The sequence below is a fragment of the Dyadobacter sp. HNCC25DJ186 genome (genome assembly GCF_056895235.1).
On the sequence record NZ_JBXHAS010000003.1, the window covers coordinates 203567 to 225054 of the forward strand.

At 39.3% G+C, this 21488-nt stretch carries 17 protein-coding genes; 4 read left to right on the forward strand and 13 right to left on the reverse strand.

All coding sequences use genetic code 11. The features are described from left to right. The first annotated feature begins 243 nt into the window (after nucleotides 1-243). Entirely contained in the window at nucleotides 244-1305 is a 1062-nt protein-coding gene (locus AC1XUO_RS10650) for an Atu2307/SP_0267 family LLM class monooxygenase (RefSeq protein ID WP_483329760.1), read from the forward strand. A gap of 106 nt (nucleotides 1306-1411) precedes the next feature. Continuing rightward, nucleotides 1412-2311 (forward strand): DNA-3-methyladenine glycosylase family protein, encoded by a 900-nt coding sequence (locus tag AC1XUO_RS10655; RefSeq protein ID WP_483329761.1) that lies wholly within the window; start codon nucleotides 1412-1414, stop codon nucleotides 2309-2311. A gap of 2 nt (nucleotides 2312-2313) precedes the next feature. Here the strand turns inward: AC1XUO_RS10655 and AC1XUO_RS10660 are convergent, their stop codons facing one another. From AC1XUO_RS10660 to AC1XUO_RS10670, 3 genes are all read right to left on the reverse strand, one after another. Further along, entirely contained in the window at nucleotides 2314-2898 is a 585-nt protein-coding gene (locus AC1XUO_RS10660; RefSeq protein WP_483329762.1) for an alpha-ketoglutarate-dependent dioxygenase AlkB family protein, read from the reverse strand. 14 nt (nucleotides 2899-2912) lie between these two features. Next, nucleotides 2913-3182, reverse strand: coding sequence for an Ada metal-binding domain-containing protein (locus AC1XUO_RS10665; RefSeq protein WP_483329763.1), 270 nt, complete (start codon nucleotides 3180-3182; stop codon nucleotides 2913-2915). Nucleotides 3183-3523: 341 nt separating this feature from the next. Then, a complete protein-coding gene (locus tag AC1XUO_RS10670; protein WP_483329764.1) occupies nucleotides 3524-7663 on the reverse strand; it encodes a two-component regulator propeller domain-containing protein in 4140 nt (1379 codons plus the stop codon). Between the two features lie 335 nt (nucleotides 7664-7998). On the opposite strand from AC1XUO_RS10670, the gene AC1XUO_RS10675 reads away from it, so the two are divergent. Further along, nucleotides 7999-8514, forward strand: a complete 516-nt coding sequence (locus AC1XUO_RS10675; protein ID WP_483329765.1) for a DinB family protein — start codon at nucleotides 7999-8001, stop codon at nucleotides 8512-8514. Nucleotides 8515-8557: 43 nt separating this feature from the next. On the opposite strand, the gene AC1XUO_RS10680 is transcribed toward AC1XUO_RS10675, so the two are convergent. The 7 genes from AC1XUO_RS10680 to AC1XUO_RS10710 all read right to left on the reverse strand — a co-directional run bounded on the left by AC1XUO_RS10680 (nucleotide 8558) and on the right by AC1XUO_RS10710 (nucleotide 18261). After that, a complete protein-coding gene (locus AC1XUO_RS10680; protein ID WP_483329766.1) occupies nucleotides 8558-9565 on the reverse strand; it encodes a PAS domain S-box protein in 1008 nt (335 codons plus the stop codon). Nucleotides 9566-9571: 6 nt separating this feature from the next. Next, nucleotides 9572-10003: a response regulator gene (locus AC1XUO_RS10685; protein WP_483329767.1), complete on the reverse strand. Its 432-nt coding sequence runs from the start codon at nucleotides 10001-10003 to the stop codon at nucleotides 9572-9574. Further along, nucleotides 10000-14130, reverse strand: a complete 4131-nt coding sequence (locus AC1XUO_RS10690; protein ID WP_483329768.1) for a PAS domain-containing protein — start codon at nucleotides 14128-14130, stop codon at nucleotides 10000-10002. The genes AC1XUO_RS10685 and AC1XUO_RS10690 overlap by 4 nt, the downstream gene beginning before the upstream one ends. A gap of 592 nt (nucleotides 14131-14722) precedes the next feature. Then, nucleotides 14723-15793, reverse strand: coding sequence for a hypothetical protein (locus AC1XUO_RS10695; RefSeq protein WP_483329769.1), 1071 nt, complete (start codon nucleotides 15791-15793; stop codon nucleotides 14723-14725). 36 nt (nucleotides 15794-15829) lie between these two features. Continuing rightward, the gene (locus AC1XUO_RS10700; RefSeq protein WP_483329770.1) at nucleotides 15830-16573 is read right to left on the reverse strand and encodes a hypothetical protein; all 744 of its coding nucleotides are present in this window, start codon (nucleotides 16571-16573) and stop codon (nucleotides 15830-15832) included. Beyond that, the gene (locus AC1XUO_RS10705) at nucleotides 16551-17162 is read right to left on the reverse strand and encodes an RNA polymerase sigma factor (protein WP_483329771.1); all 612 of its coding nucleotides are present in this window, start codon (nucleotides 17160-17162) and stop codon (nucleotides 16551-16553) included. The genes AC1XUO_RS10700 and AC1XUO_RS10705 overlap by 23 nt, the downstream gene beginning before the upstream one ends. 403 nt (nucleotides 17163-17565) lie before the next feature. Further along, complete coding sequence (locus AC1XUO_RS10710; RefSeq protein WP_483329772.1) at nucleotides 17566-18261, reverse strand: hypothetical protein; 696 nt, start codon at nucleotides 18259-18261, stop codon at nucleotides 17566-17568. Between the two features lie 322 nt (nucleotides 18262-18583). On the opposite strand from AC1XUO_RS10710, the gene AC1XUO_RS10715 reads away from it, so the two are divergent. Then, the gene (locus AC1XUO_RS10715; protein WP_483329773.1) at nucleotides 18584-19516 is read left to right on the forward strand and encodes a glycerophosphodiester phosphodiesterase family protein; all 933 of its coding nucleotides are present in this window, start codon (nucleotides 18584-18586) and stop codon (nucleotides 19514-19516) included. Nucleotides 19517-19529: 13 nt separating this feature from the next. On the opposite strand, the gene AC1XUO_RS10720 is transcribed toward AC1XUO_RS10715, so the two are convergent. Genes AC1XUO_RS10720 through AC1XUO_RS10730 form a run of 3 tightly spaced genes read right to left on the reverse strand, consistent with a single transcriptional unit; the run spans nucleotide 19530 to nucleotide 21482 of the window. Beyond that, the gene (locus tag AC1XUO_RS10720) at nucleotides 19530-20072 is read right to left on the reverse strand and encodes a hypothetical protein (RefSeq protein WP_483329774.1); all 543 of its coding nucleotides are present in this window, start codon (nucleotides 20070-20072) and stop codon (nucleotides 19530-19532) included. Nucleotides 20073-20105: 33 nt separating this feature from the next. Further along, nucleotides 20106-20282: a hypothetical protein gene (locus tag AC1XUO_RS10725; protein WP_483329775.1), complete on the reverse strand. Its 177-nt coding sequence runs from the start codon at nucleotides 20280-20282 to the stop codon at nucleotides 20106-20108. A 21-nt stretch (nucleotides 20283-20303) separates the two neighbouring features. Next, nucleotides 20304-21482 (reverse strand): DUF748 domain-containing protein, encoded by a 1179-nt coding sequence (locus tag AC1XUO_RS10730; RefSeq protein WP_483329776.1) that lies wholly within the window; start codon nucleotides 21480-21482, stop codon nucleotides 20304-20306. Nucleotides 21483-21488 lie beyond the last annotated feature (6 nt).

Here is a 21488-nt window from a genome sequence, read left to right on the forward strand (position 1 = left end):
TCAAAATACTTTACACTACAGCATTATTCTGATTTGAATTAACAAACCGTGACAGTTTCAGATTTCCCAGCCAGTTCTTCTGCCACACTCCTTATAAACTCCTTCCCATGTCCTATTAAATTACTTTCAGGGCCTTTGAAATTTTAATCTTAAAATTAAACTGACCTACTACACTTTGTGTTGTCTTGATAACAAAACTGAAAAGAAAGAAAATTCAGACTGCCACTTAGGATAAATCAAACAATGGAATTAGGTATAAGTACTTTTGGAGAAGTGAAACCAGATGGCGTTTCCGGAAAAGCTTTCAACGCACATCAGCGCATGAAGGAATTATTGGAAGAAGTTAAATTGGCAGACGAAGTTGGTCTCGACGTTTTCGCATTCGGTGAGCATCATCGTCCCGATTTTGTAATTTCTGCCCCGGAAGTCATTCTTGGCGCAGCGGCGGCGATTACTAAAAATATAAAATTATCAAGTTCAGTAACCGTCCTGAGCTCCGCAGACCCTGTCCGGACTTTCCAGAATTTCGCAACTGTTGATCTACTTTCAGATGGTCGGGCAGAAATTATGGCAGGACGCGGTTCTTTCATCGAATCATTTCCGCTTTTCGGTTATGATCTGAATGATTATGACGAATTATTTACTGAAAAGCTGGATTTGCTTATTAAAATCAATCAAAGCGAGAAGGTATCCTGGAAAGGCAAATTACGCGCGCCAATTGATAACAAAGGAGTATACCCAAGGCCTTTGCAGGAAAAATTACCGATCTGGCTGGCAGTTGGAGGAACACCTGCATCCGCAGTTCGCGCCGGGAAGATGAATCTTCCAATGACGGTGGCATTGCTCGGTGGCAGAGCTGACCAGTTCGTTCCTTTTGTTAATCTATACAGGGAAACTGCAAAAAATGCCGGGCACGATGTGAATAAATTACAATTGGCAATCAGCTCACAGTTTTATGTGGCAGACAATGAGCAACGCGCCGTGGATGAATTTTACCCGTCTTATGAAATTTTGATGAACCGGGTTGGCCGGGAAAGAGGTTGGTCACCGCTGAGCCGCCCTCAATTTGAATATATGCGCAGCGATGGTCCGCTTATGGTTGGTAACGAGCAGCAAGTGATCGACAAAATTCTTTACCAGCATGAACTCTTCAAAAATACCCGCTTTTTAGCGCAGTTGGTAACGGGATATATTCCGCATAAGAATGTACTGCGGGCTATTGAATTATATGGAACGAGAGTAGCGCCGGTAATCAGGAAAGAGCTGAATGTTATACCGAAAACATTAAAAGATGTTTTGAACTAGATATGTTCCAGGTTCCTTAAACATTATTAACGCAAGATCCGGGTTATTAATTAATGAGAAATCTGTTAACTTCGGATTTCAACTTAGCTCGTTTTTTACACAGCGCATGCCTGAAAACATTCTCTTTATACCAATTTCTTCCACATTCAATTTTAGCGAATCCTTGTGGTTTTTGAACCGGAATTTTGACGATTGCCTCCATACTGTTTTCCCTGATCATGTTAGAAAAGCACTCGTGATCAATAGCAAACCGATTTTAATTGAAATTGTACAAAAGGAAGATTCCTTACAGATAGAAATTCTTTTTGGTAGCTGTCAGGAAGAAAACAAATCTGAACTTCTTGCTTATATTAAAGAATGGTTGGATATCGATCAGGATATTTCCCATTTCTATGAACAGCTTAGAAAAGATGAACGTCTTTCTTACATGGAGCAAGCGTTCGGAGGACTAAAACTTGTTGGCATACCTGATCTGTTCGAAGCATTATGCTGGGGGATTATTGGACAACAAATAAATCTAACGTTCGCTTACAGATTAAAACGAAGACTTGTAGAAAAATTTGGAACACACATAGAATTTGAAAACCAGTTCTATCACATTTTCCCGACCGTTGAAGTACTTTCGGAAGTTGACCCGGAAGATTTGAAAGGGATGCAGTTTTCTTCTAAAAAAGCGGAGTATATTGTCGGATTAGCTAAAATTTTTAAAGAGGGAAAACTGGGCAAGAACCTATTAAAAAACTTACCTGATTTGGCTGCACGTCAAAAAACATTGACTTCCATCAGAGGAATCGGAATATGGACGGCAAATTACGCTTTGATGAAAAGCCTGAAAGAACAAACCAGTATTCCATACGGAGACACTGGATTGATGCAGGCCTTGTTCAACCATCAAATCATTCAACACAAAAAGGACACAATTCCTGTTAAAAAGTTTTTTGAAAATTACTCCGGCTGGGAAAGTTATCTCGTTTTTTATCTATGGCGTAGTCTATCGAAAAAATAATTTCAGCTGATAATTTTCCTGAAAGTCAGATTGATCCTAGCTCCTGAAATTTTGGGTTCTTTTGGTATACTATGATACCAATGATGCTGTGTGTTTCCTGCCATTAGCAAAAAACTTCCGTCGGTCAATAACAGTTTCTCTTTTAAATTTTTATCCAATTGGTTTTTAAAGTTAAAACTTCTTGAAACGCCGAAACTGACTGAGCCTATCACAGGATTTACTCCTAACTCCTTTTCATTATCCTTATGCCAGCCCATGCTGTCATTTCCGTTTCGATAATAATTCAACAAAACATTTGTGAAATAACAGTCCGCCTCTTCTTCAATTCGTTTTTTGATTTTCATTAATTCCTCTGTCCAGGGCTGCGGCGTCATCGTTATACCTGAATATCGATATGTTTTTGGCTCGCCATACCAGGCCGTAAGCCTCGGCTGCATAATCTCACGACCCATAATTTTTATAGGTTCCTGCTTCCAAAGAATGGTTTCCTCCAATGTTTTGAAAAAATAGGTACTTTCCTCTTCGCTGAAAAAATGAGGATAAAAATATACCTCTCCATCCTGCGGCAATAAATTTTCTGGTGTCATAATGTCTTACCGTATCAAATTATATCTTGGTTTGCTTTCCAAAGTTTATATTTTTCTGATAAGCAATTTCCGCAAGGGCGGTATCCTTCGCTTATTGCTTCCTGCTCATTTTTGAAAAAAACGCGGTTTTCTTGATTCATTCGCTTGCCCGAACCACAATGTAAGGTCCCGTAGACTTTCGTCTTTTTATATCCACCCAAAGTCACTTCGCCCTTCCTGATCAACCGTGCCAGATGACTTTTCCGCTCTTTCAGATTCTCTCCAAGCTCGATATGCATGACCATAATTAACTTTAATAAGTTGCCCAAAAATAGAGATTCCTATAATCTCACCAAACCTGAATCTTGCCGAAACTATATTTATTACTACCTTCTGTAAAACGCTGGTGCAGGACAAACTACGAGTTATATTACAGCAGTTTGAAGCCCATGAAAAAACACTGGAGCAATTACGCAAAACCATTTCAACGGAGCACCGCCCCAGGATGGTCTTTTTAAGTATTTAAGCGAAGCGATACTGCAAAAACGAAGGGGTACGCAGAAAAGTTAAAACAGACAACTCTGTACAGACATTACCGCTTTTTTCATTTATCAGTTGACGAATTTTCAATAAATATTCAGGATGATCAAGTTTGCAATTGAATCGACCATTTTTTGAGCATCACAATCAATTCTTCCAGTCTGACGGGTTTACTGATGTAGTCATCCATGCCAGCTGCCAAACAGCGCTCCTTATCTTCCTGCAAAGCATTTGCGGTCATTGCAATGATATAAGGCTGAACTGGATAGTTCTTCTTGATTATTTTAGTCGCTTCCAGACCATCCATGACAGGCATCTGTACATCCATTAATATAATATCAAAATTCTTTTGTTCTGTAAGTTTGATTGCTTCTGATCCGTCCGTTACGAGATCAACGCTGTATCCAAGCTTACCAAGCGTATTCATGATAAAAATCTGATTTACCTTGTTATCCTCAGCAACAAGAATGGACAGCGGGTGTTTGGCGGAAAATTCTGTGTACAGCATATTTGTAGATATGCTGGATTTTAGAGGCTCAGTTCGTGTTATTGTTTTTCGCCTGTTAAATTCTTCAATAATGGCTTGAAGGAGAAGATCCTGCTTGACAGGCTTCGGCAAAATTGCACAAAATATTCCCGGATAATTATTCTGTATTTCATTACCCTTTGTGCTCAATAAAATTACAGGCAAATCACCATGCAATTTATTTATCTTCTGACCAAGTTCGATGCCATCCATTTCAGGCATTTCGCAATCTGTTATAACAAGTCGGAAGTCGTTCGTCTTTGCTAAAATGTCATACGCATCAGGCCCCGACATTGCCGTATACGTAACGAAACTCCAACTTCCCAACTGTTCTGCAAGGATGTTACAATGTGTTTGATTATCATCTACGACAAGAATCTTATAATTTTCAAATTCAGTCGGATTGCTCTCATTTTGTTGAATTAACTGATCCCTATTTTCGACGATGATGGAAAAACGGAACTTACTGCCCTTTCCGTCAACGCTCGTAACCGAAATATTTCCGCCCATGAGGCTAACCAATCTCTCACAAATCGCAAGGCCCAGGCCGGTTCCACCATATTGACGGGTGGTAGAAGAATCAACCTGAGAGAACGCCTTGAAAAGACGATCCATTTTGTCTTCCGGTATACCTATTCCCGTGTCGCTCACTTCAAAACCAATCTCCAACTGAAAGTCATCAATATTTTTAATTAAAGTGATATGCAAAAATATTTCTCCTTCTTTCGTAAATTTTAAGGCATTTCCAACAAGATTAATAAGTACCTGCCGAAGACGAAGACTGTCCCCGAATAAGAAAACCGGAACTTCATTTTCAATTTTATAGATCAGGTCCAGTTTCATTTCAGCAGCGCTGGCTGCAAAAACGTCCATAACCTCCTCCACACAAGTTCGTAAATTAAAATCTCCCTTGTCCAACTCCATATTCCCGGATTCAATTTTTGAAAAATCAAGGATATCGTTGATCACGACCAGTAAATCCTGTCCACAGGTCTGAATAGATTTTGTAAAATTCTGCTGCTCTTCATTTAATGGTGTTTCGGCAAGCAACGCAGCCATACCAATCACTCCATTCATCGGCGTCCTTATTTCATGACTCATCACAGCCAGAAATGAACTTTTTGCCTTATTTGCCAACTCTGCCTTTTGAACTGCTTTTTTCTCTTCTGCAATAGAAAATTCCAGTTGTTCTGTCCGTTCCTTGATCTGCCGTTCGAGAATTCTCTTTTGCTTCCTGATGGTATACGTCCGGATACGATAAAAACCAACAGCCACACCGAATAGAACGAATACACCCGCAAGCCTGAACCACCACGTTAACCAAAATGGTGGCATTATAATTACCTCAACAGAATTTCCAAGCTCATTCCAGACACCATCATTATTCGACCCTTTAACTCTAAAGGTGTAGGAACCAGGGTTCAGATTGGTATAAGTTGCGGTCCGGTTACCACCAATATAATTCCAGTCCTTATCAAAACCTTCCAGTTTGTAGGCATATTTATTATTGCCCGGGAGAGAATAACTCAGCGCTGCAAATTCAAACGTAAATACAGACTGGTCGTACGATAGTTTTATCTTTTTTGTTTCAATGATATCCTTTTGAAGCGTATTACTCTCATCGCCAACGGCAACATCCTTATTAAATACCTGAAATCCAGTGATATATACAGGAGGAATAAAATCATTTTCTTTTAAACTATCCGGGTAAAATGTACTGAAACCATTTACTCCTCCAAAGAACATTTGCCCATCCGCAGCTTGATAAGCCGAGTTATCCCTAAATTCATTCCCCTGCAATCCATCAGAAGTCGTGAAATTTTTAAACGTTTTTTTCTTCGGGTTAAAACAAGAAATCCCTTTGTTGGTGCTCAGCCATAAATTACCTCTTGCATCTCGACGGATGGCAAAAACAACATTGCTGGGTAATCCATTTTTTTCAGTGTAAGCTGTGAAAGTATTCGCGGAACGGTTAAAATAATTTAGTCCCCCACCAACAGTTCCCAGCCATAAGTCGCCATTTTCAGCTTCCAGAATTGACTGGATTTTATCATGGGAAAGACCATTTTTATCTCCAACATTGTGCTGAAAATGACTAAACTGCTTTCTATCAGCACTTAGTAGATTAAGACCATTGTAAGTACCAACCCAGATATTCCCGATCTTATCCTGGAAAACGGTCGTCACGATATCGCTGCTTAGACTGCTTTCGACCAATGGATTATGTCTGTAACGTGTTATTCTACCGGTTTTATTATCGTAAAGATTTAATCCTCCTTTCCAAGTTCCAAGCCAGATATTTCCGTCCCGATCCCTGAACATATTATTAATATCCGAAATAGACAGACTATTCTGATCATTATTGTTAGAAATATGATGTTCCGCAACTCCCGTTCTTACATTAAAAAAGTCAAAACCTCCATTATGAAAACCGAGCCCCAGCACATCACGGCTCACTTGAATAATTGAAATCACATAGTCATTGCTTATAGAATTTCTGTTATTCGGGTTGTGCCGGAATTGTTTAAACGTTTTGGTTTTTCGATTAAACAAATTTAAACCGCCGCCATCCGTTCCAATCCATATTTTGTCTTCATCGGCATCGCCTTGAATGGACAGTACTGTATTGTTGCTCAAACTGTTAACATTACCTGGAATTTGACGATAGGAAATAAATTTTTCTCCAAATTTTGGCAAAAAATTCACCCCTCCGGCGTATGTCCCAATCCAGACATTCCCTGCATCGTCGTTATAAATAGAGTAAACCGAATTATTACTGAGTGTTGATTGATCGTTTGGATTATGGGCGAAGTTTGTAAACGTATCATTTTCAGGATTGAGAATACTTAAACCCCCATTTTCGGTACCAATCCATATTTTGCCATCCTGTCCTTCATTAATACAAAGAATGTCATTGTGTGCAAGACTCTTCCTATTACCGGGACTATGCAGGAAGGTTTTAAAATCATTTGTTTTAAAATTATACAACGATAACCCTCCACCGTGTGTTCCAATCCAAATGTTTCCCTTTTGATCTTTACACAAAGCCATGATCCAGTCACTGGCAAGGCTTTTTCGATCCCCTTCATTTTTTAGATATGCATTTATCTTTCCGGTTTGTTCATTGAAACAGTACAGACCCTGGTCAGTTCCTAACCATAAAGCTCCATTATTGTCCTCTTTAATTTTGTAAACATGGGCGTAAGCCAAATCGTACTTTCTTCGTCCTACATGCTGATAAGACTTAAATATGCCGGTTTGAACATCAAATAGAAACAATCCCTGATTCGTCGCAAGCCAGATTCTATTTTTACTATCCTGAAAGATATCCTGAATATCGTACTGAACTGCCTTATCGGTATAATGAACAAAACAATTTTTATCCCGGTCAAAGCGATCGAGACCATTTGACGTAGCAATCCATAGATTTCCTGCATTGTCTTCCAGCAAATCCTGAATGTAACTATCGGCTATACTGGTATTATCATTGGGGTCATGTTTGTAATGTGTGAATTTGTAACCATCGTATTTATTGAGCCCATCTTCACTTCCAAACCACATAAAACCACGCTTATCTTCCAATATGGCACTAACCTGGCTTTGAGACAATCCGTCATTCGTGGTTAGATGTTTAAACCTGAAATTTTGCGTTTGCCCGAAAGAGGAGCATATTCCTGAAAAAAGGAGCCAGAATGCGGCAATTGGTAATTTTATTTTCATGGCGTTTGACGAATGTGCCTGTATTACAAAATGAGAATAAAACTTTATCTAACCCTGGATCCAAATAGTTCTATATGAATCTTAAATTTATAAATATTTCTCAATTCTCAAAATCTTCCTGTCGTATTATCTATATAAATAATTCAATAAATAACCTGACTGCTCTATTCGCAGTAATTTAATTATAGTACTATTTTTTTTCAGAAAAATACAATCCATTCAAAACTACAATGTTACCCTAATCTGTTTGTGTAAATTATTTTTTCTCTACTGACATACTGTTGTCATTACCAAATGTGTCATTTGCATATCACTTTTAATCAAAACAAAAAAATATGGAATCGAACGTAAAAGCGCCGGAATCATTACCACAAGTAGTTATCACGCCGGAAATATTATTAGATCACTGGCAGGCACACCGCCGTCTTACCCGCCGCGTCATTGAAGCTTTCGGGGAAGAAGATTTATACAATTATTCAATCGGTGGAATGCGCTCGTTTGCACAATTAACGATGGAAATGATCGTTCTTGCTGGTCCTGGGATCCATGGAATCGTTTCAGGTAACTGGACTTCGGAAAAGTTTCCATTTGATTTTTCAACGCCGCCGCCGTCAACAAAAAAAGAGATCCTGGCATTGTGGGACTTGGTAACCGAAGAAATCAATACCCTATGGCCGCAAATTCCTGCTGGCAGGTTCCAGGAGAATGATTTGGCGTTTGGCATGTATGAGGGTACCATCCAATATATGACATTTTACTTGATCGATAATGAGATTCACCACCGTGGGCAGGGTTACGTATATCTGCGAGCGCTTGGTATCGAGCCCCCTGCATTCTGGGATAGAAGCTAGGGAATTATAATGAAATAGATCAATGATCCGGTTCCTGCCGAATTTATTGATCTATTTCATCTGTTTTCCCGGCAACACACCGGATCACCTTATCCAGCTCCTGGACAGATACCAGCATCCGTTCCAGGAACTCGCGCTGTTCTGTCTCTGAATTTTCATAATTCGTAGCCAGGTCAATCAGGCTCATCAATCTAGCCACAGGCGCTCTGAACACGTGAGACTGCATCCAGGCAATTTCTTGTAATTTCTTATTCTTTTCTTCGATTTCCTGAATATATCTTAACCGTTCTGTGACGTCATTTACCAAAACAACCCGGGCAGTAACATTGTTGAGCAAAATGATGTTACTCTGGATTTCGGCCCATAGGATTTCCCCATTTTTCTTTGAGTGAAGGTAAATCCCACTCAAATGGCTGTTTTCTTTTTGACGCAGGCGATCCAACTGTTCGTCTAATTTAGGAAGCTCCTCGGGCGGCCTGATATCACGAATGGTCATGGATAAAAATTCCTCAAAACTATATCCGTAGTGTTTTATCGCGGCATTATTGACATTCAAAAAACGCAGTGTTTCTATATCATAAACCCACATGGGCTGAGGACTGAGCTGAAAAAGATCGCTGTACCGTCGCTTAGATTCTTCAAGCTCCTGAGATTTCTTCTTCCGTTCGATACTGTAAAGAATGCTTTTAAAAAGCGAGGAGGAAGATAAATCATCTTTGACCAAATAATCCGCTACGCCCAGAGAAAGAGACTTGACACTAAAAGCCACATCCGGATAACCGGTAAGTATTATAATCGGGATTCCTGAGCTTATTGCAAGAATCTCTGTTATCAATTCTTCTCCGCTTTTGTCTGGTAAAGAAAGATCAAGTAAAATAACGTGAACATTTTTAACAGATTTTGTTAAAAACATCTCCCCTTCCTTGAAGGTTTTTGCTTGATAAATTAGAGGAAGATGAATCTTATCTTCCAAAAAATCTTCGATCAGTGCGAAATCTCCAGGGTTATCTTCAATAACCAAAATACGGTACGGATTTTTGTCCTTTTCCATAACCTGTTATCTGAGTGATGGAAGTTTTACGATATTAATCCAGAAATTTTCGATGTTTGCCACCACATTCAAAAAGCTTTCAGATTCCACTGGCTTAGTGATATAGCAGTTCGCATGATTTGTATAGGACTTTTTAACGTCGATGTCTGACGACGAAGTGGTCAGCATAATTACTGGGATATGCTTAATACTTTCGTTTGTTTTTACATAGTGCAGTACCTCATGTCCGTTTTTCCTAGGCAGGTTTACGTCCAATAAAATAAGGTCTGGTACTTCCTCCGTCGCATATTTACCTTTTTTATCAAGAAAGTCGAGTGCCTCTTCACCATCGCGGACAACGCTGACTTTATTGGATACCTTACCTTCCTTCAACGCCTCCGTGGTCAGTAAAATATCACCTTCATTATCTTCTACCAATAAAATATGAATACCTTTCATAACGTCATTAAATGCTTAGCAATAGTAAAATAAAAAGAACTTCCCTTTCCCTCTTCTGATTCCACCCAAATTTTACCATCCAGGCTCTCTACAATTTTTTTTGTAATTGCCAGCCCCATGCCCGTTCCGGAATATTCATCGCGGTTGTGGAGACGTTGAAAGATAACGAAAATCTTTTCGAAATACTGACTATTGATACCTAATCCGTTGTCAGTCACACAAAATTGCCAATGTGTAGGTGTTTCTACGCTGACAATTTTGATGTAAGGACTTTGGTCTCTCTTTTGATACTTCAAAGCATTACTGATCAGGTTTTGGAAAACCTGCCGTAACGGGGCCTTAAATGCCATGATTTGCGGCATTCCGGAAAACTCAATTTTGGCTTTTTCCTCCTTTATTTTCTTTTGGTATAAAGTGAGAATCTCCCGGATCACACCATCAACGTCTACTTTTTCCGGATTTTCCTTATTTTTTCCTACCCTGGAAAAATCAAGTAAATCCAGAATAATCTGGCGCATTCTTTTGGCACCGTCCACCGCGTAATAAATATAAACCTTGGCCTTGTCGTCAAGCGATTCACCGTACTTTTTTTCAAGCAACGTTAAAAAACTGGTTACCATACGCAAAGGTTCCTGTAAATCGTGCGAAGCGACATAAGCAAACTGTTCGAGCTCAGCGTTTGATACTGCCAGAACTTTTATATGTTTTTCAAGCTCCCGGTGCATATCCTTTAACTGAGATTCTGTTATTTTCCTCTCCGTAATGTCTTTGAAATAGACCGTCAAGCCGTCCGTGGTTGGATAGGCATTGACTTCAAACCATTTCTCTATACGAACGAGCTCTTCCTCAAAACGTACGGGTATATTTTCCTGCGTGGCTTTGAGATACAGATTATAAAATCTCGGCGGAATATTTTGGTAATAAGTTTTCCAGATACTCTTACCAACAATTTCTTCGCGTTTAATACCCGTAAGATTCTCCGCTTCCCGATTCCAATAAGTAACGATCCAATCCGTTGATACTGCAAAGAAGCCATCCTGAATACTTTCTAATATTCTGTTCTTTTCCTCAAAAGCCGATAGAAGTGCCTGATCCGCCGCCTCAGTCTCAATTACTTTGGCAAGATTTACAGCGATACTTTTCAAAAATGACCTTTCATCTTCGTCCCAATACCGCTCCTTTTGGCAATCGTCAAAACCGATATAACCGTAAAACTTATTTTTAGCGAAAACCGGAAATATTAATATCGATTTGATATCCTGGCTGATCAATCCGTCTTTAAACTCCGACTGAGGCATTTTGCTTACAATTCCGATGTACGGCTTATTGTTCTCCAATGGCGACATAAGCTCGGTGAACGCCTCATGCGGCACATTTTGCAAATCAGGATTATCAAGTTGCGACTGAAATCTTCCTGAATTCCATTCCAGTTTTTGGTTACAATATATTTTACCGGATCCCGGATCTGTATAGTTCTCAAAATAATAAACCCTATCCACATCTATTGTCTTACCTACTATTCCGAAAGAGTGGTTGATAGCACAAAGCCAATTATCATATTGTAAAAGACTACTGTTTACCTCAGCAATTACAGCAAGTAATGCTGATTTACGAACTAATTTAAGCTGTGTTTTTTTCCTTTGAGATACATCCCGAAGCACGCCAATCATCCGGACCACTTCTCCCTGCGGGTTACGAATGATGTAACCATTCTCCTGGACAAACGCGTAGATTCCATCTGATTTTTTAAATTGATACTCAGCTGTCCAGCTATGCTGAGTCCGATTTTGCAGTGCAGATGATAAACTTTTACTTACAAATTCTACATCAGACTCATGTATCAGACTAACCCACTTACTGACAGGATAATTCTCCCGTCCTATTTCATAGCCAAACAAACGAGAGAACCCATCACCCCAGGCAATGTGATCTTTCAACATATCCCATTCATAAATGGCGTCCCGGGTTGCTTTATTGACATATTCATATCGGGCATTGCTTGATTTCAATTCGTCTACAAGCGTCAATAACCGAGATTCGCTGGCTTTTAAATCCTGTTGTGCCTTTTTACCTTCCGTAATATCCAGGCATGCACCAATCATTTTCACGGGCTTTCCATGGGCATCCGTTTTTAGTCGGCCCCACGATTTTAAATGACGGATCTCACCCGTTGGACGGATGATTCTTTCTTCAAAAACGATATCTTGTCTGGTATTCAAAACACCTTGTATTTTGTCCACTACACTTTCCCTGTCATCAGGATGTAACATCTCCTGATAACTTTGAAAGGATGCTTTGAAATCGGCCTTCTCAATTCCGTAAATCGAAAAAAGTGAATCTGACCAGGTGACTTTATCGTTATAAAAATCCCATTGCCAGTTACCAAAATGAGCAAGTTCCTGGCCCTGTTTCATTAGCTGGGTATTTTCCTCTAAAAGCTCAGAATTATGTCTGTTCTCCAAAATAATTCCCAAAATCGAGGTAAACCGGTTAATTGTCTCAACCTCCTCTGGTTGAGGCGATTTCACTTCATTATAGTAAATGCCAAAAGTCGCCATCACCTGTCCTTCTGAGTTAATAACCGGATGAGACCAGCAAGAACGAAGTTCATATGGAAGTGCCAATTGTTTAAATCCCGCCCAACGGCTGTCGTTTTCTATATCACTGGCAATTATCTTTTTTTTAAGAAATGCGGCAGTTCCGCATGAACCTACATTTTCCAGTGCAGGAATGCCCTCTATCGAGTTAATATATTCTATTGGCAAAGAAGGAGATGCCCAATTGTAAAGTTGCTTGTTCCTGACCTGTAGCACAGAACACAGCATTTTAGGGAAAATCTTCTCTATCCCCAAAATATAAGTAGTCAAAACATCCTGTATGGGAGAATTTTTCCGGGCATTAAGTTCCAGAACAGATTTTTCCAATCGCTCCAATTCCGTAAGACGTTTCTGTTCCGTAATGTCAATCATCACACCCCGAAGTTTCGTTTCCTTGCCCGCTTCATGAATGACCGAAACCATATCCTTAATCCAGACGAGACTTCCATCCGCATGGACCATACGATAATCAAAATCATAATTTTTGGATATTTTCGACTTTTCCACGCAAAAACAAATAGCTTGCTCACGATCCTCCTCATAAATATGACTTTCCCAGAAATGAGGAGTATCCAGCCATTGCTGGGGAGAATAGCCCAGAATTGTCTTGACCTGATCGCTCACAAAAGTAAAGTCATGGGTAAAAACATCTGTTTCCCACACAATGCCGTCAACAGTTTGTACAAGGGATTCGAATTTGTTTTTTGATTCCAGAAGTTCTTCTTCGATTACCTTACGATCCGTGATATCCTGCATGGAACCATACAGACGAGCGAACTTACCATCTTTCAATTCTCCCAAACCCGTTACCCGTACCCAACGAAAATTACCTTTCGCGCTGATCATACTGGCCTCGAGATCGAAAAACTCGCCTAGCTGGGATGCTCGCTTGATCACCAAATTTAAAGTTTCCCAGTCTCTTCCCTGACTATAAAAACTACTTACCGTATCAAAATCGATCTCATTTCCAGATTCCACTTCATGAATTTCTCGCGCGACATCCGTCCATTTTAATACGCGGCTCGACAGATCAACCTCCCAGCTACCAACCCGCGCAATTCTTTGTGTCTCTGTCAGAAATTTTTCATTTTTATCCAGGCTGGTGGCTGATGTTTTTTCGTTGATTTCGTTTTTGACAAGCTCGGTAACGTCAGAAACAGTACGAATAATATATTTCACCTCATTGTTTGCGTCAAAGACCGGCGTGTTTGAGGCAATTAGGCTTCTGATTTGCAACTGGTCTGTGGCTTTGTCATGAACCGGAAAGTCAAAAATAGGTGTCTTATTCGGAAGCTTGTCTTCAAGAAGTTTTTCAAAAAGGTTTTTCCATTCCGGTAATTTGACATAGGGGTAGTTTGAAAAGGCATCAAAAAATCCTTTCCCTTCCAGGTCTGACTCACCCAGTCGCACTATTTCCAGATAAGCATCATTCGCACAGACAATCGTAAATAGAGGAGCATCTGGCAGTAAAACAATCGTCGGCGTCGGCAGGGCTTTAAAAACCGAGTTCGAAAAATTCTGGTCCACCATAAAATATACTTGTTAATCGCAAAGCAATTTTAAATAATCAGTCAGAAAATTACAGGTAGAGTAAAGCGCAAATTATTTTCACACCTAATAATATCATAAAGATTATCATTAAAAAGTTTACGTACAAATTTTTCTACTTCGCGTAGTACGAATTTACCTAAAGGAAAATTAATCATTTGCAAAAAGTGAATATCCCCAAACTTTTTGCTCTGTTTTTCCGGATCACCAAAATCTATTAAGTCAGAATAGTTTGGTAGTGATATGACCCTATACCGAGCGCATCATGCTTCCAAAATGCAAAAATCTTTTTGAGAATATCTACCTCTAAGCTATATACGATAATAAAAGAGATTGCAAAAAAATAGTGTCCTAAATACACTTTCTGAAACACTTTCACTACCACAGCTGCGAAAATTAGAGTCATTGTGAAATTTATCAGCAGATACTCTTCACCTGATCGAAAAGTCATCAGACAAAGAATAAGACAAATTGGGAAAGTTATTAATATAGATGATTTGCTTAGATTTATTCCAATAGACCAACCACGGAAATGAAGATAATAACAGAACCAAAATTCCAAGGCAGTATTTTCTTATCTACCTAACTTGATACCAAAAGAGACGTAGCCTATTTTTCCCTTTTTGTCTTTAATAAAACCAGAATCCGGACGTTCCGTCTTACCTATTAATTTTGTTGTCAAAACAACATTTTCGGGATATAAGTTGACAAATAATCCAATCCACTTATAGCCGGCTTCTGCGATATAACTCGTGCCAAAATTATTTTTTCTACTATAAACGCTATAACCTCCCCCACTGATAACCGGGCCATGGAAAGTGCTTATGATTCCTCGTGTAGCATTTAAAGACATCCCCGCCGAATAAGCCGCCGGATCAAAATTCTCAAAAACCCGGTCATAATTAAATCTAACTCCGGCGCTCAGGAAGAAAGTCGACTGCCCTTTCGCATTTTTGATTGCAAATTTTGGAGCCATTTGAAAGTGACTTTGAAAGGCGCTGAAATCAGATTGTTTGGCTTCTATTTTTTCCTGGCTTATCAAATTCCGGGCTCTCAGCACGATCTCACTAGCCTCAGCATTATTGACAGACTGCAATAATGTCCAATGAACATAACGATGCAAATTATAGCCAACTCCCAGGCCGTACCGAAGGCTAAAGGTAAATTTTGCTCCGTCTGCTATAATCATATCATGGACAGCCGCTAAACTGGTGCTCAGTTTATTCTGCATAATTATTTCACTGGTCAATTGAGCGGTCGGATGATTTAAAAGAGCTGATGCAGGCTGAAAAAAAATATATCGCCCCTTGTCATTTCCTCGGCCAACATATAGATTTAGGAAGGTTTTGGCCAAATATTTTTGCTTCCAGGATAGTTTTGGTTCACTTAATGATGGACTTAAATATCCCTTCTCATCCAGTTTCACCAATTGTTTCGCAACCGAATCTGAGGAATTTTGTCTCTGGTTAAGTTCCTTGATAATTTTGTTTAGATCCAGCTTCTCAAGATTTTTCAGATCCAGACCCGACTTCCCGTAGAAAATCACTTTACTGTTTTTCCCGGCGTTTAAAATAATAGTGTCCGGAACGGATGCATAGGCAGGAGAAAGCAGCACAGCAAAAAGGAATAATGATAAAATTTTCATGGCTAATAAGTAAAAACAATTGACAATTTATATAGTTTAATATGCTCTTTTTAAAAGAAAACCCGAATCCGGATTGGCGGAATTATCAGTAAAACTATGCTGAACAAATGACCACAGTGCCGTTTTTTTTCTATTAGTACCAAAGTTCACACGTATTTTTCTGGACTCCCTTTCTCCCTTTGCTGTTTCAAACATCCGTCTTAATGTTGGTGCTTCTTCCACGCTTTCTCCCGGAAGTTCAATCTCCGCAATAAGTACTTTCTCCGGTTTAGAAGGTCTCTCAGACGATCCTTTTACCACATTCCTCATAGAATCCCCAGGAAGCTCAGGGGTTGGAATTGCCTGCGCCAAAACGGAAAAAGATGTATATTTCTGTACAGAGTCATTCTCTTGAACCGACAAACTTTCGCCCCCTTCATCCCTCTCAGCGAGCAAATCAGGAAGGCTTTCTTCAAAACTGGATCTTGATTTAGCTGCAGGTGTTTTCCTCGACTTGCCGGGTAAACTTTTAGTCAATTTATCCTGCTGAAGAACAATCGATGTATTGCCGGCAACTCCTTTCACAACCAACTGATTATCAGCACCATTCAAAAGAATAAATGATATACCAATACCCAGTATCAGGCAAGCAGCAAGGCCCGATAGCCAAAGCCTCCTGAGTTTCAGGTTCTGCCTTTTTTCAATTTTCAGCCATACCTTTTCCGGATTCCAATCGTCGGAATCGTCAACGTCCCTGAGAACTGCGTCCTTTATTTTTTTAAATAACTTTTCGTTTTGCATAAGATGGATCAAGCTCAATAATTTTCTTTTGCAATAAACTCTTTGCCTTGCTCAGCTGAGACTTAGAAGTTCCAATCGTAATATTTAACATTTCAGCAATTTCCGAATGCGTATATCCCTCTATTTGGTACAGATTAAATACTGTACGATAACCAGTCGGCAACGTTCCGATAACTTTGAAAATTTCTTCCGCGGTAAGGCTTTCAATCGTTTCATCGTCGACAACAAAACTCAAATCCTCGCCATCTGACAATATCTCGAATCGCTTATCCTTTTTTAAAATTCTCAGGCATTCGTTGACAACGATTCTCTTCATCCACATTTCGAATGGGGGAATTGCCAGGAAATGACAAGTATTCAGCTTTTTTAAAATGATAAAAAACGATTCTGCCACCGCGTCCTCAGCTTTGTCCGAAACAGATAAATATCGTTTCGCTAACCGATATAACACTTTTCCATACGTATCAAAAATTATCCGTTGCGCACGAACATCATTTTTTTGAGCATCGGAAATGTTGGAAAGTGTAATCAAAATTGTTAGGAACGAATTACTATAATAAGAATTGGGGAATGTAAAAGGTTGCCTCATTCCCGAAAAAATATTAAGAATTTTGATTGGATAAAAATATTTAGAAGGTTGATTCTTTTTTTGATTGGAAAACTTTCATACCAATACAACATGCTCAATCTCAATGAGCTCAAAATCTTAATTAAGGTTGCGGCTTGAAGAATACATTCCAGACTTTTTTTCTAAAAAATCTCTGAAAGGAGTTTTCAACTTCGCATGCGGTCGATTTTACTATTTAAGTCTATGACTAACACACAAATTTAAAGCTTTGACATCCAATACTTTATAAAAGAAGTAGTAATAATTACAACGCGATCGTATGTCGCAGATTAGCGCGAAAACCGCAAGAATGATCGTTTAGAAAATGGTGAAGTTTTGATCTTAACTTCATAGGGAAAATGAACAGACTTGTCTATTCGAATTATCACAGCGCATTGCAAAACCGAAGCAGTGATCTTAATTGATCCGGATCACCGAAATCAACCTTATTTTTACGGAAATAATCAGACAATAGCGCCTTCTGTCTACCGTATACCTTCATAAATCCGGATTTTTTTGCCAGATGAGACACTCGGTTTTGATCAATCAGATAGTAGTCGGTTTTATATTGATAATCTGGCTTTGTCGTAGTATTTTGCCAGCCAAATTCACCGGCCTGATTTGAAATTAGTAAGTAAGTCGGTGTCGTGCTTTCAGAGTTTGCCGAATACTTCTGCTCAGAGGTATTTGTTTTGTTTCCTTTTAAAACCAAATGCGTTTTTTTAGCAAGCATCACTTTCCCATATTCCGCTACGACCTCGATCTCTCCATGGTCTTTTTGAGCATAATAAATTCGTTCATTAAGTGCGATAAAGTCTATACGCTCTTTATTCGTCATGATGAGCGTATCATTAGTCGGGGAAATAAATTCAATCGCTCCGTGCAGATGGTCATAGTTGAGCTTAGCTTTCGTAAATTTCCCATTTTTGAAATAAACCTGCCCATCCTTAAACTCATTGAATTGATACTTACTTATCTCCTTAGGATGAAGCTTAGGGGAACATTTTTTCGGGTTAGCATCAGTTTCGTAGGAAGACAAAAAAGCTATGATGAATAATAATCGAAGAGGTGTCTGTTTCATGATACGTTTGTTTATATTTCAGAAGATCGGTTGGAGATTCAAAAAAATAAAGAGCACGCTTATTATTACTTTTTCTTATTTTAATGCCAAAAGGACGACTTTGTTTAAGGATGTGATTTTTAGCGTATTATACCCTATTGTAAAAAAATATAATTACTCCCGAACTCATCCAATATCTCGAAGCAAATTGTAATGCTCAACTTCGGCATGTACAAAAAGCTTTTAGCCTCAACTGATTTCAGGGCGTCACAATTTGTTAACGTCCGCCATTTAGAAATTATGGCAATATTGCGGGCTTAACTGCCTGCTAAAACCTTGACAAATGAAAATTCAAAAGCTTAAAATATTTACCATATCCATTCTGTTGTCTTCAACTTTGGTAGGAAAGGCGCAGGATAAAATGAACATTTTGAAATTAAAGACTGCGAAAGATCTGCATGAACTTTTCAGGTATACGAATCATGATGTTGTATTGATTTCCGGTCACCGCGGTGGTATGGTTCCGGGTTTTCCTGAAAACTCTATTGCGACATTTGAAAATACGCTTAAACATACTCCCGCATTTTTCGAAATCGATCCCCGACTGACAAAAGATAGTGTGATCGTGTTACTTCACGATGCTACCCTGGACAGAACCACCACTGGAAATGGCAAATTATCAGATTATACTTTTGAAGAACTGAAACAACTCCGTTTGAAAGATGCAGAGGGAAATATTACCCGTTTTGGAATCCCTACCCTGGAAGAAACCATCACATGGGCACGCGGAAAGACGGTTCTGAATCTTGATCACAAGGACGTCCCGCTTCAAATGACAGCCGATTTATTAAGAAAACATAAGGCTGATGCATTCATGATGGTAACTGTTCATAGCGTAGCCGAAGCAAAATTCTATCTGGCTGACAACAAGGATCGGATGTTTTCCGCCTTCATCAGAAATATTAAGGAATACGAAGAATATGAAAAATCCGGTGTACCATTTACGCAACTGATCGCCTATATCGGACCTTTGGTAAAACCGGAAAATCAGGAATTATATGCGCTCTTACATAAAAGAGGAACCATGTGCATGATCTCAGCAGCTTCATCGTATGATAAATTGAAAACTCCCGGGGAGCGTAAAACTGCCTATATTTCCATCGCGAACGACGGTGCATCAGTTCTTGAATCTGACAGACCGATAGAAGCCGCTGAGGCAATCCGCGATTTTCAGAAAAGGGGACATTCCAAAGAAAGATTTTTTGGTAAAAAGTAAGTATTTTACCCCATTAATCCAGCTCAGTATAACCGTCATCACCCAGGATATCATGGCCATTGTTATCATGAAAATCTTTGATGATCGCCGTTTTTTCTTCAAAATTTCGTGGGTCTACGCTGATTATAATTCCACCCTCTTTCATGCTAAGCCCGAGAGAATCCTTGTGCTCCACCATTAATTTTGAGTCTTTTTGGTCGGCTGTTTCTGTGTTTGCTTTTGAAGATTTTATTACCGGCGTTCTTCTAAAAAAAGTTCGGCATATAGCAACTCCCAGTCCCGGAAGTGAAATCATTGAAGATATAGATACAATCGCATCAGCGATTACATCCGACGTATTTCTAATGGCAGATTCTGATTCTCCCAGATCCTCAGAAGTTTGAACAGCCTGATCTTCAGATTTACCCAGCGTTTCATCTGACATTAAAACCGAAATATCATCAGGGGTATGTCCGCGTTTGAGTAACGCATTGTAGGCGTTGTCAGCATCCTTTTTACTAAAAAAAACTGCTGAAACAGTTCCAAGCGTGCCAGCCGGAGAACCAGAATTTCCCATAGATTTTTTTAATTTAATTTCCTATCTTCTTGACTACTTTTGGTCCAATAGTTCCAAATCTTCCTCTTTAAAAGTTTCTTCAATAGGCTCACCTTCTTCATCGTCGAATGCGCAGCGAACTTCTCCGCCAGTCACGCTGACAACCGTCATTCCTTTTGTACCCATTTTCTCTTTAACCCAGGTTCCCTCTTCAAATTTTGGCTTGCTCATAATCTTATGGTTTTGTGATTACTAATCCTTGTTATTTTTATCTTCCTTTTTTTTGTCCTTCTTATCACCATCTTTCGAGAATATCTTTTGCAGGAAAGTTTTGTCTTCATCCTTACCTACCTTCACGGAGCCGATCGAAATCTCATTGTCGATAGTCGGTTGCAGCGCATGTATAAAAGCGTTCTGCAAAACATTTGATAAGGCATACCAGACATTCGTATCGGGCTTATCCATATCTCCTTTGAAGGGGATTTTTGTTGCCAGTTGATCCTTCCGCTGGTTCTCAAAAATTTCTGCTACTGTTCCTGCTGCGCCTTCCCATAATTTATGTAAAAGATTATCTTTCCGGTCCTCTTTTCCCAACACATCCAGGTCTTTGATGATCGGTTTCACATATCCGGCGAACTTTTTATCCTTGGCGGCAACCTCTGTGTACAAACCAAAAATCCCCTTATTTACGTCAATTTTTGCATAAGCCTGAAAAAAGTCATTCAACTTGACCATATTCGTATTTTTCAGTTCAGCACTCATATCGAATGTTGGGGTAACTGCCAAAGGATTTGCTTTGGCATCAAAAGTTAAAGTCCCATCGTAAACATTTGCCGACGCATCAATCGTAGCAGGCAATACAACCGTGGAATCATAGCTATTACGTAAATTTTCAGCCAGCAGGTGAAGATCTGTCATCTGGAGGTCAACCTTTGGTTTTGTCGATTCGTCAATGTACTGGATTCTGCCATTGTTAATTTCACACCGGTTGATTTGAAGCGGCATAAAATCATCCAACAATTCCTTCAAAGCTGAGGAATCCTTGGCTACGTCTTTGGGTTCCACCTTATCTTTGGTGAACCGTATCATCGGCTCCTGCATCGCCACCTCACCAACAATTGATCCTTTAAAAAGAGCCTTCCATTCAACGGAAAGGTCAATCAACGATGCTGCAAAAAACGGTGTTTGTTTATTTGATATGGTATCTTTTTTGTTTAAATAAATGCTATCAACCTTATAAGCACCACGAATTATTTCCAGGTCAATATCGTTTACGTGACCATAATACCCCTTCATGGTCGCCAGATTTTTATTTACTAGATGGAGTACCACATAAGGTAAAATTATTCTGACAATTACAATCAATGCAATAAACCCAATAAAGAAATAAAATGCCTTTCGTTTGCGATGCCGAGGTTTGCGTGTTTCCATAGTTCG

Coding starts and splice junctions, on each gene's coding strand:
- AC1XUO_RS10650 (WP_483329760.1), top strand. CDS start 244: ATGGAATTAGGTATAAGTACTTTTGGAGAAGTGAAACCAGATGGCGTT.
- AC1XUO_RS10655 (WP_483329761.1), top strand. CDS start 1,412: ATGCCTGAAAACATTCTCTTTATACCAATTTCTTCCACATTCAATTTT.
- AC1XUO_RS10660 (WP_483329762.1), bottom strand. CDS start 2,898: ATGACACCAGAAAATTTATTGCCGCAGGATGGAGAGGTATATTTTTAT.
- AC1XUO_RS10665 (WP_483329763.1), bottom strand. CDS start 3,182: ATGGTCATGCATATCGAGCTTGGAGAGAATCTGAAAGAGCGGAAAAGT.
- AC1XUO_RS10670 (WP_483329764.1), bottom strand. CDS start 7,663: ATGAAAATAAAATTACCAATTGCCGCATTCTGGCTCCTTTTTTCAGGA.
- AC1XUO_RS10675 (WP_483329765.1), top strand. CDS start 7,999: ATGGAATCGAACGTAAAAGCGCCGGAATCATTACCACAAGTAGTTATC.
- AC1XUO_RS10680 (WP_483329766.1), bottom strand. CDS start 9,565: ATGGAAAAGGACAAAAATCCGTACCGTATTTTGGTTATTGAAGATAAC.
- AC1XUO_RS10685 (WP_483329767.1), bottom strand. CDS start 10,003: ATGAAAGGTATTCATATTTTATTGGTAGAAGATAATGAAGGTGATATT.
- AC1XUO_RS10690 (WP_483329768.1), bottom strand. CDS start 14,130: ATGGTGGACCAGAATTTTTCGAACTCGGTTTTTAAAGCCCTGCCGACG.
- AC1XUO_RS10695 (WP_483329769.1), bottom strand. CDS start 15,793: ATGAAAATTTTATCATTATTCCTTTTTGCTGTGCTGCTTTCTCCTGCC.
- AC1XUO_RS10700 (WP_483329770.1), bottom strand. CDS start 16,573: ATGCAAAACGAAAAGTTATTTAAAAAAATAAAGGACGCAGTTCTCAGG.
- AC1XUO_RS10705 (WP_483329771.1), bottom strand. CDS start 17,162: ATGAGGCAACCTTTTACATTCCCCAATTCTTATTATAGTAATTCGTTC.
- AC1XUO_RS10710 (WP_483329772.1), bottom strand. CDS start 18,261: ATGAAACAGACACCTCTTCGATTATTATTCATCATAGCTTTTTTGTCT.
- AC1XUO_RS10715 (WP_483329773.1), top strand. CDS start 18,584: ATGAAAATTCAAAAGCTTAAAATATTTACCATATCCATTCTGTTGTCT.
- AC1XUO_RS10720 (WP_483329774.1), bottom strand. CDS start 20,072: ATGGGAAATTCTGGTTCTCCGGCTGGCACGCTTGGAACTGTTTCAGCA.
- AC1XUO_RS10725 (WP_483329775.1), bottom strand. CDS start 20,282: ATGAGCAAGCCAAAATTTGAAGAGGGAACCTGGGTTAAAGAGAAAATG.
- AC1XUO_RS10730 (WP_483329776.1), bottom strand. CDS start 21,482: ATGGAAACACGCAAACCTCGGCATCGCAAACGAAAGGCATTTTATTTC.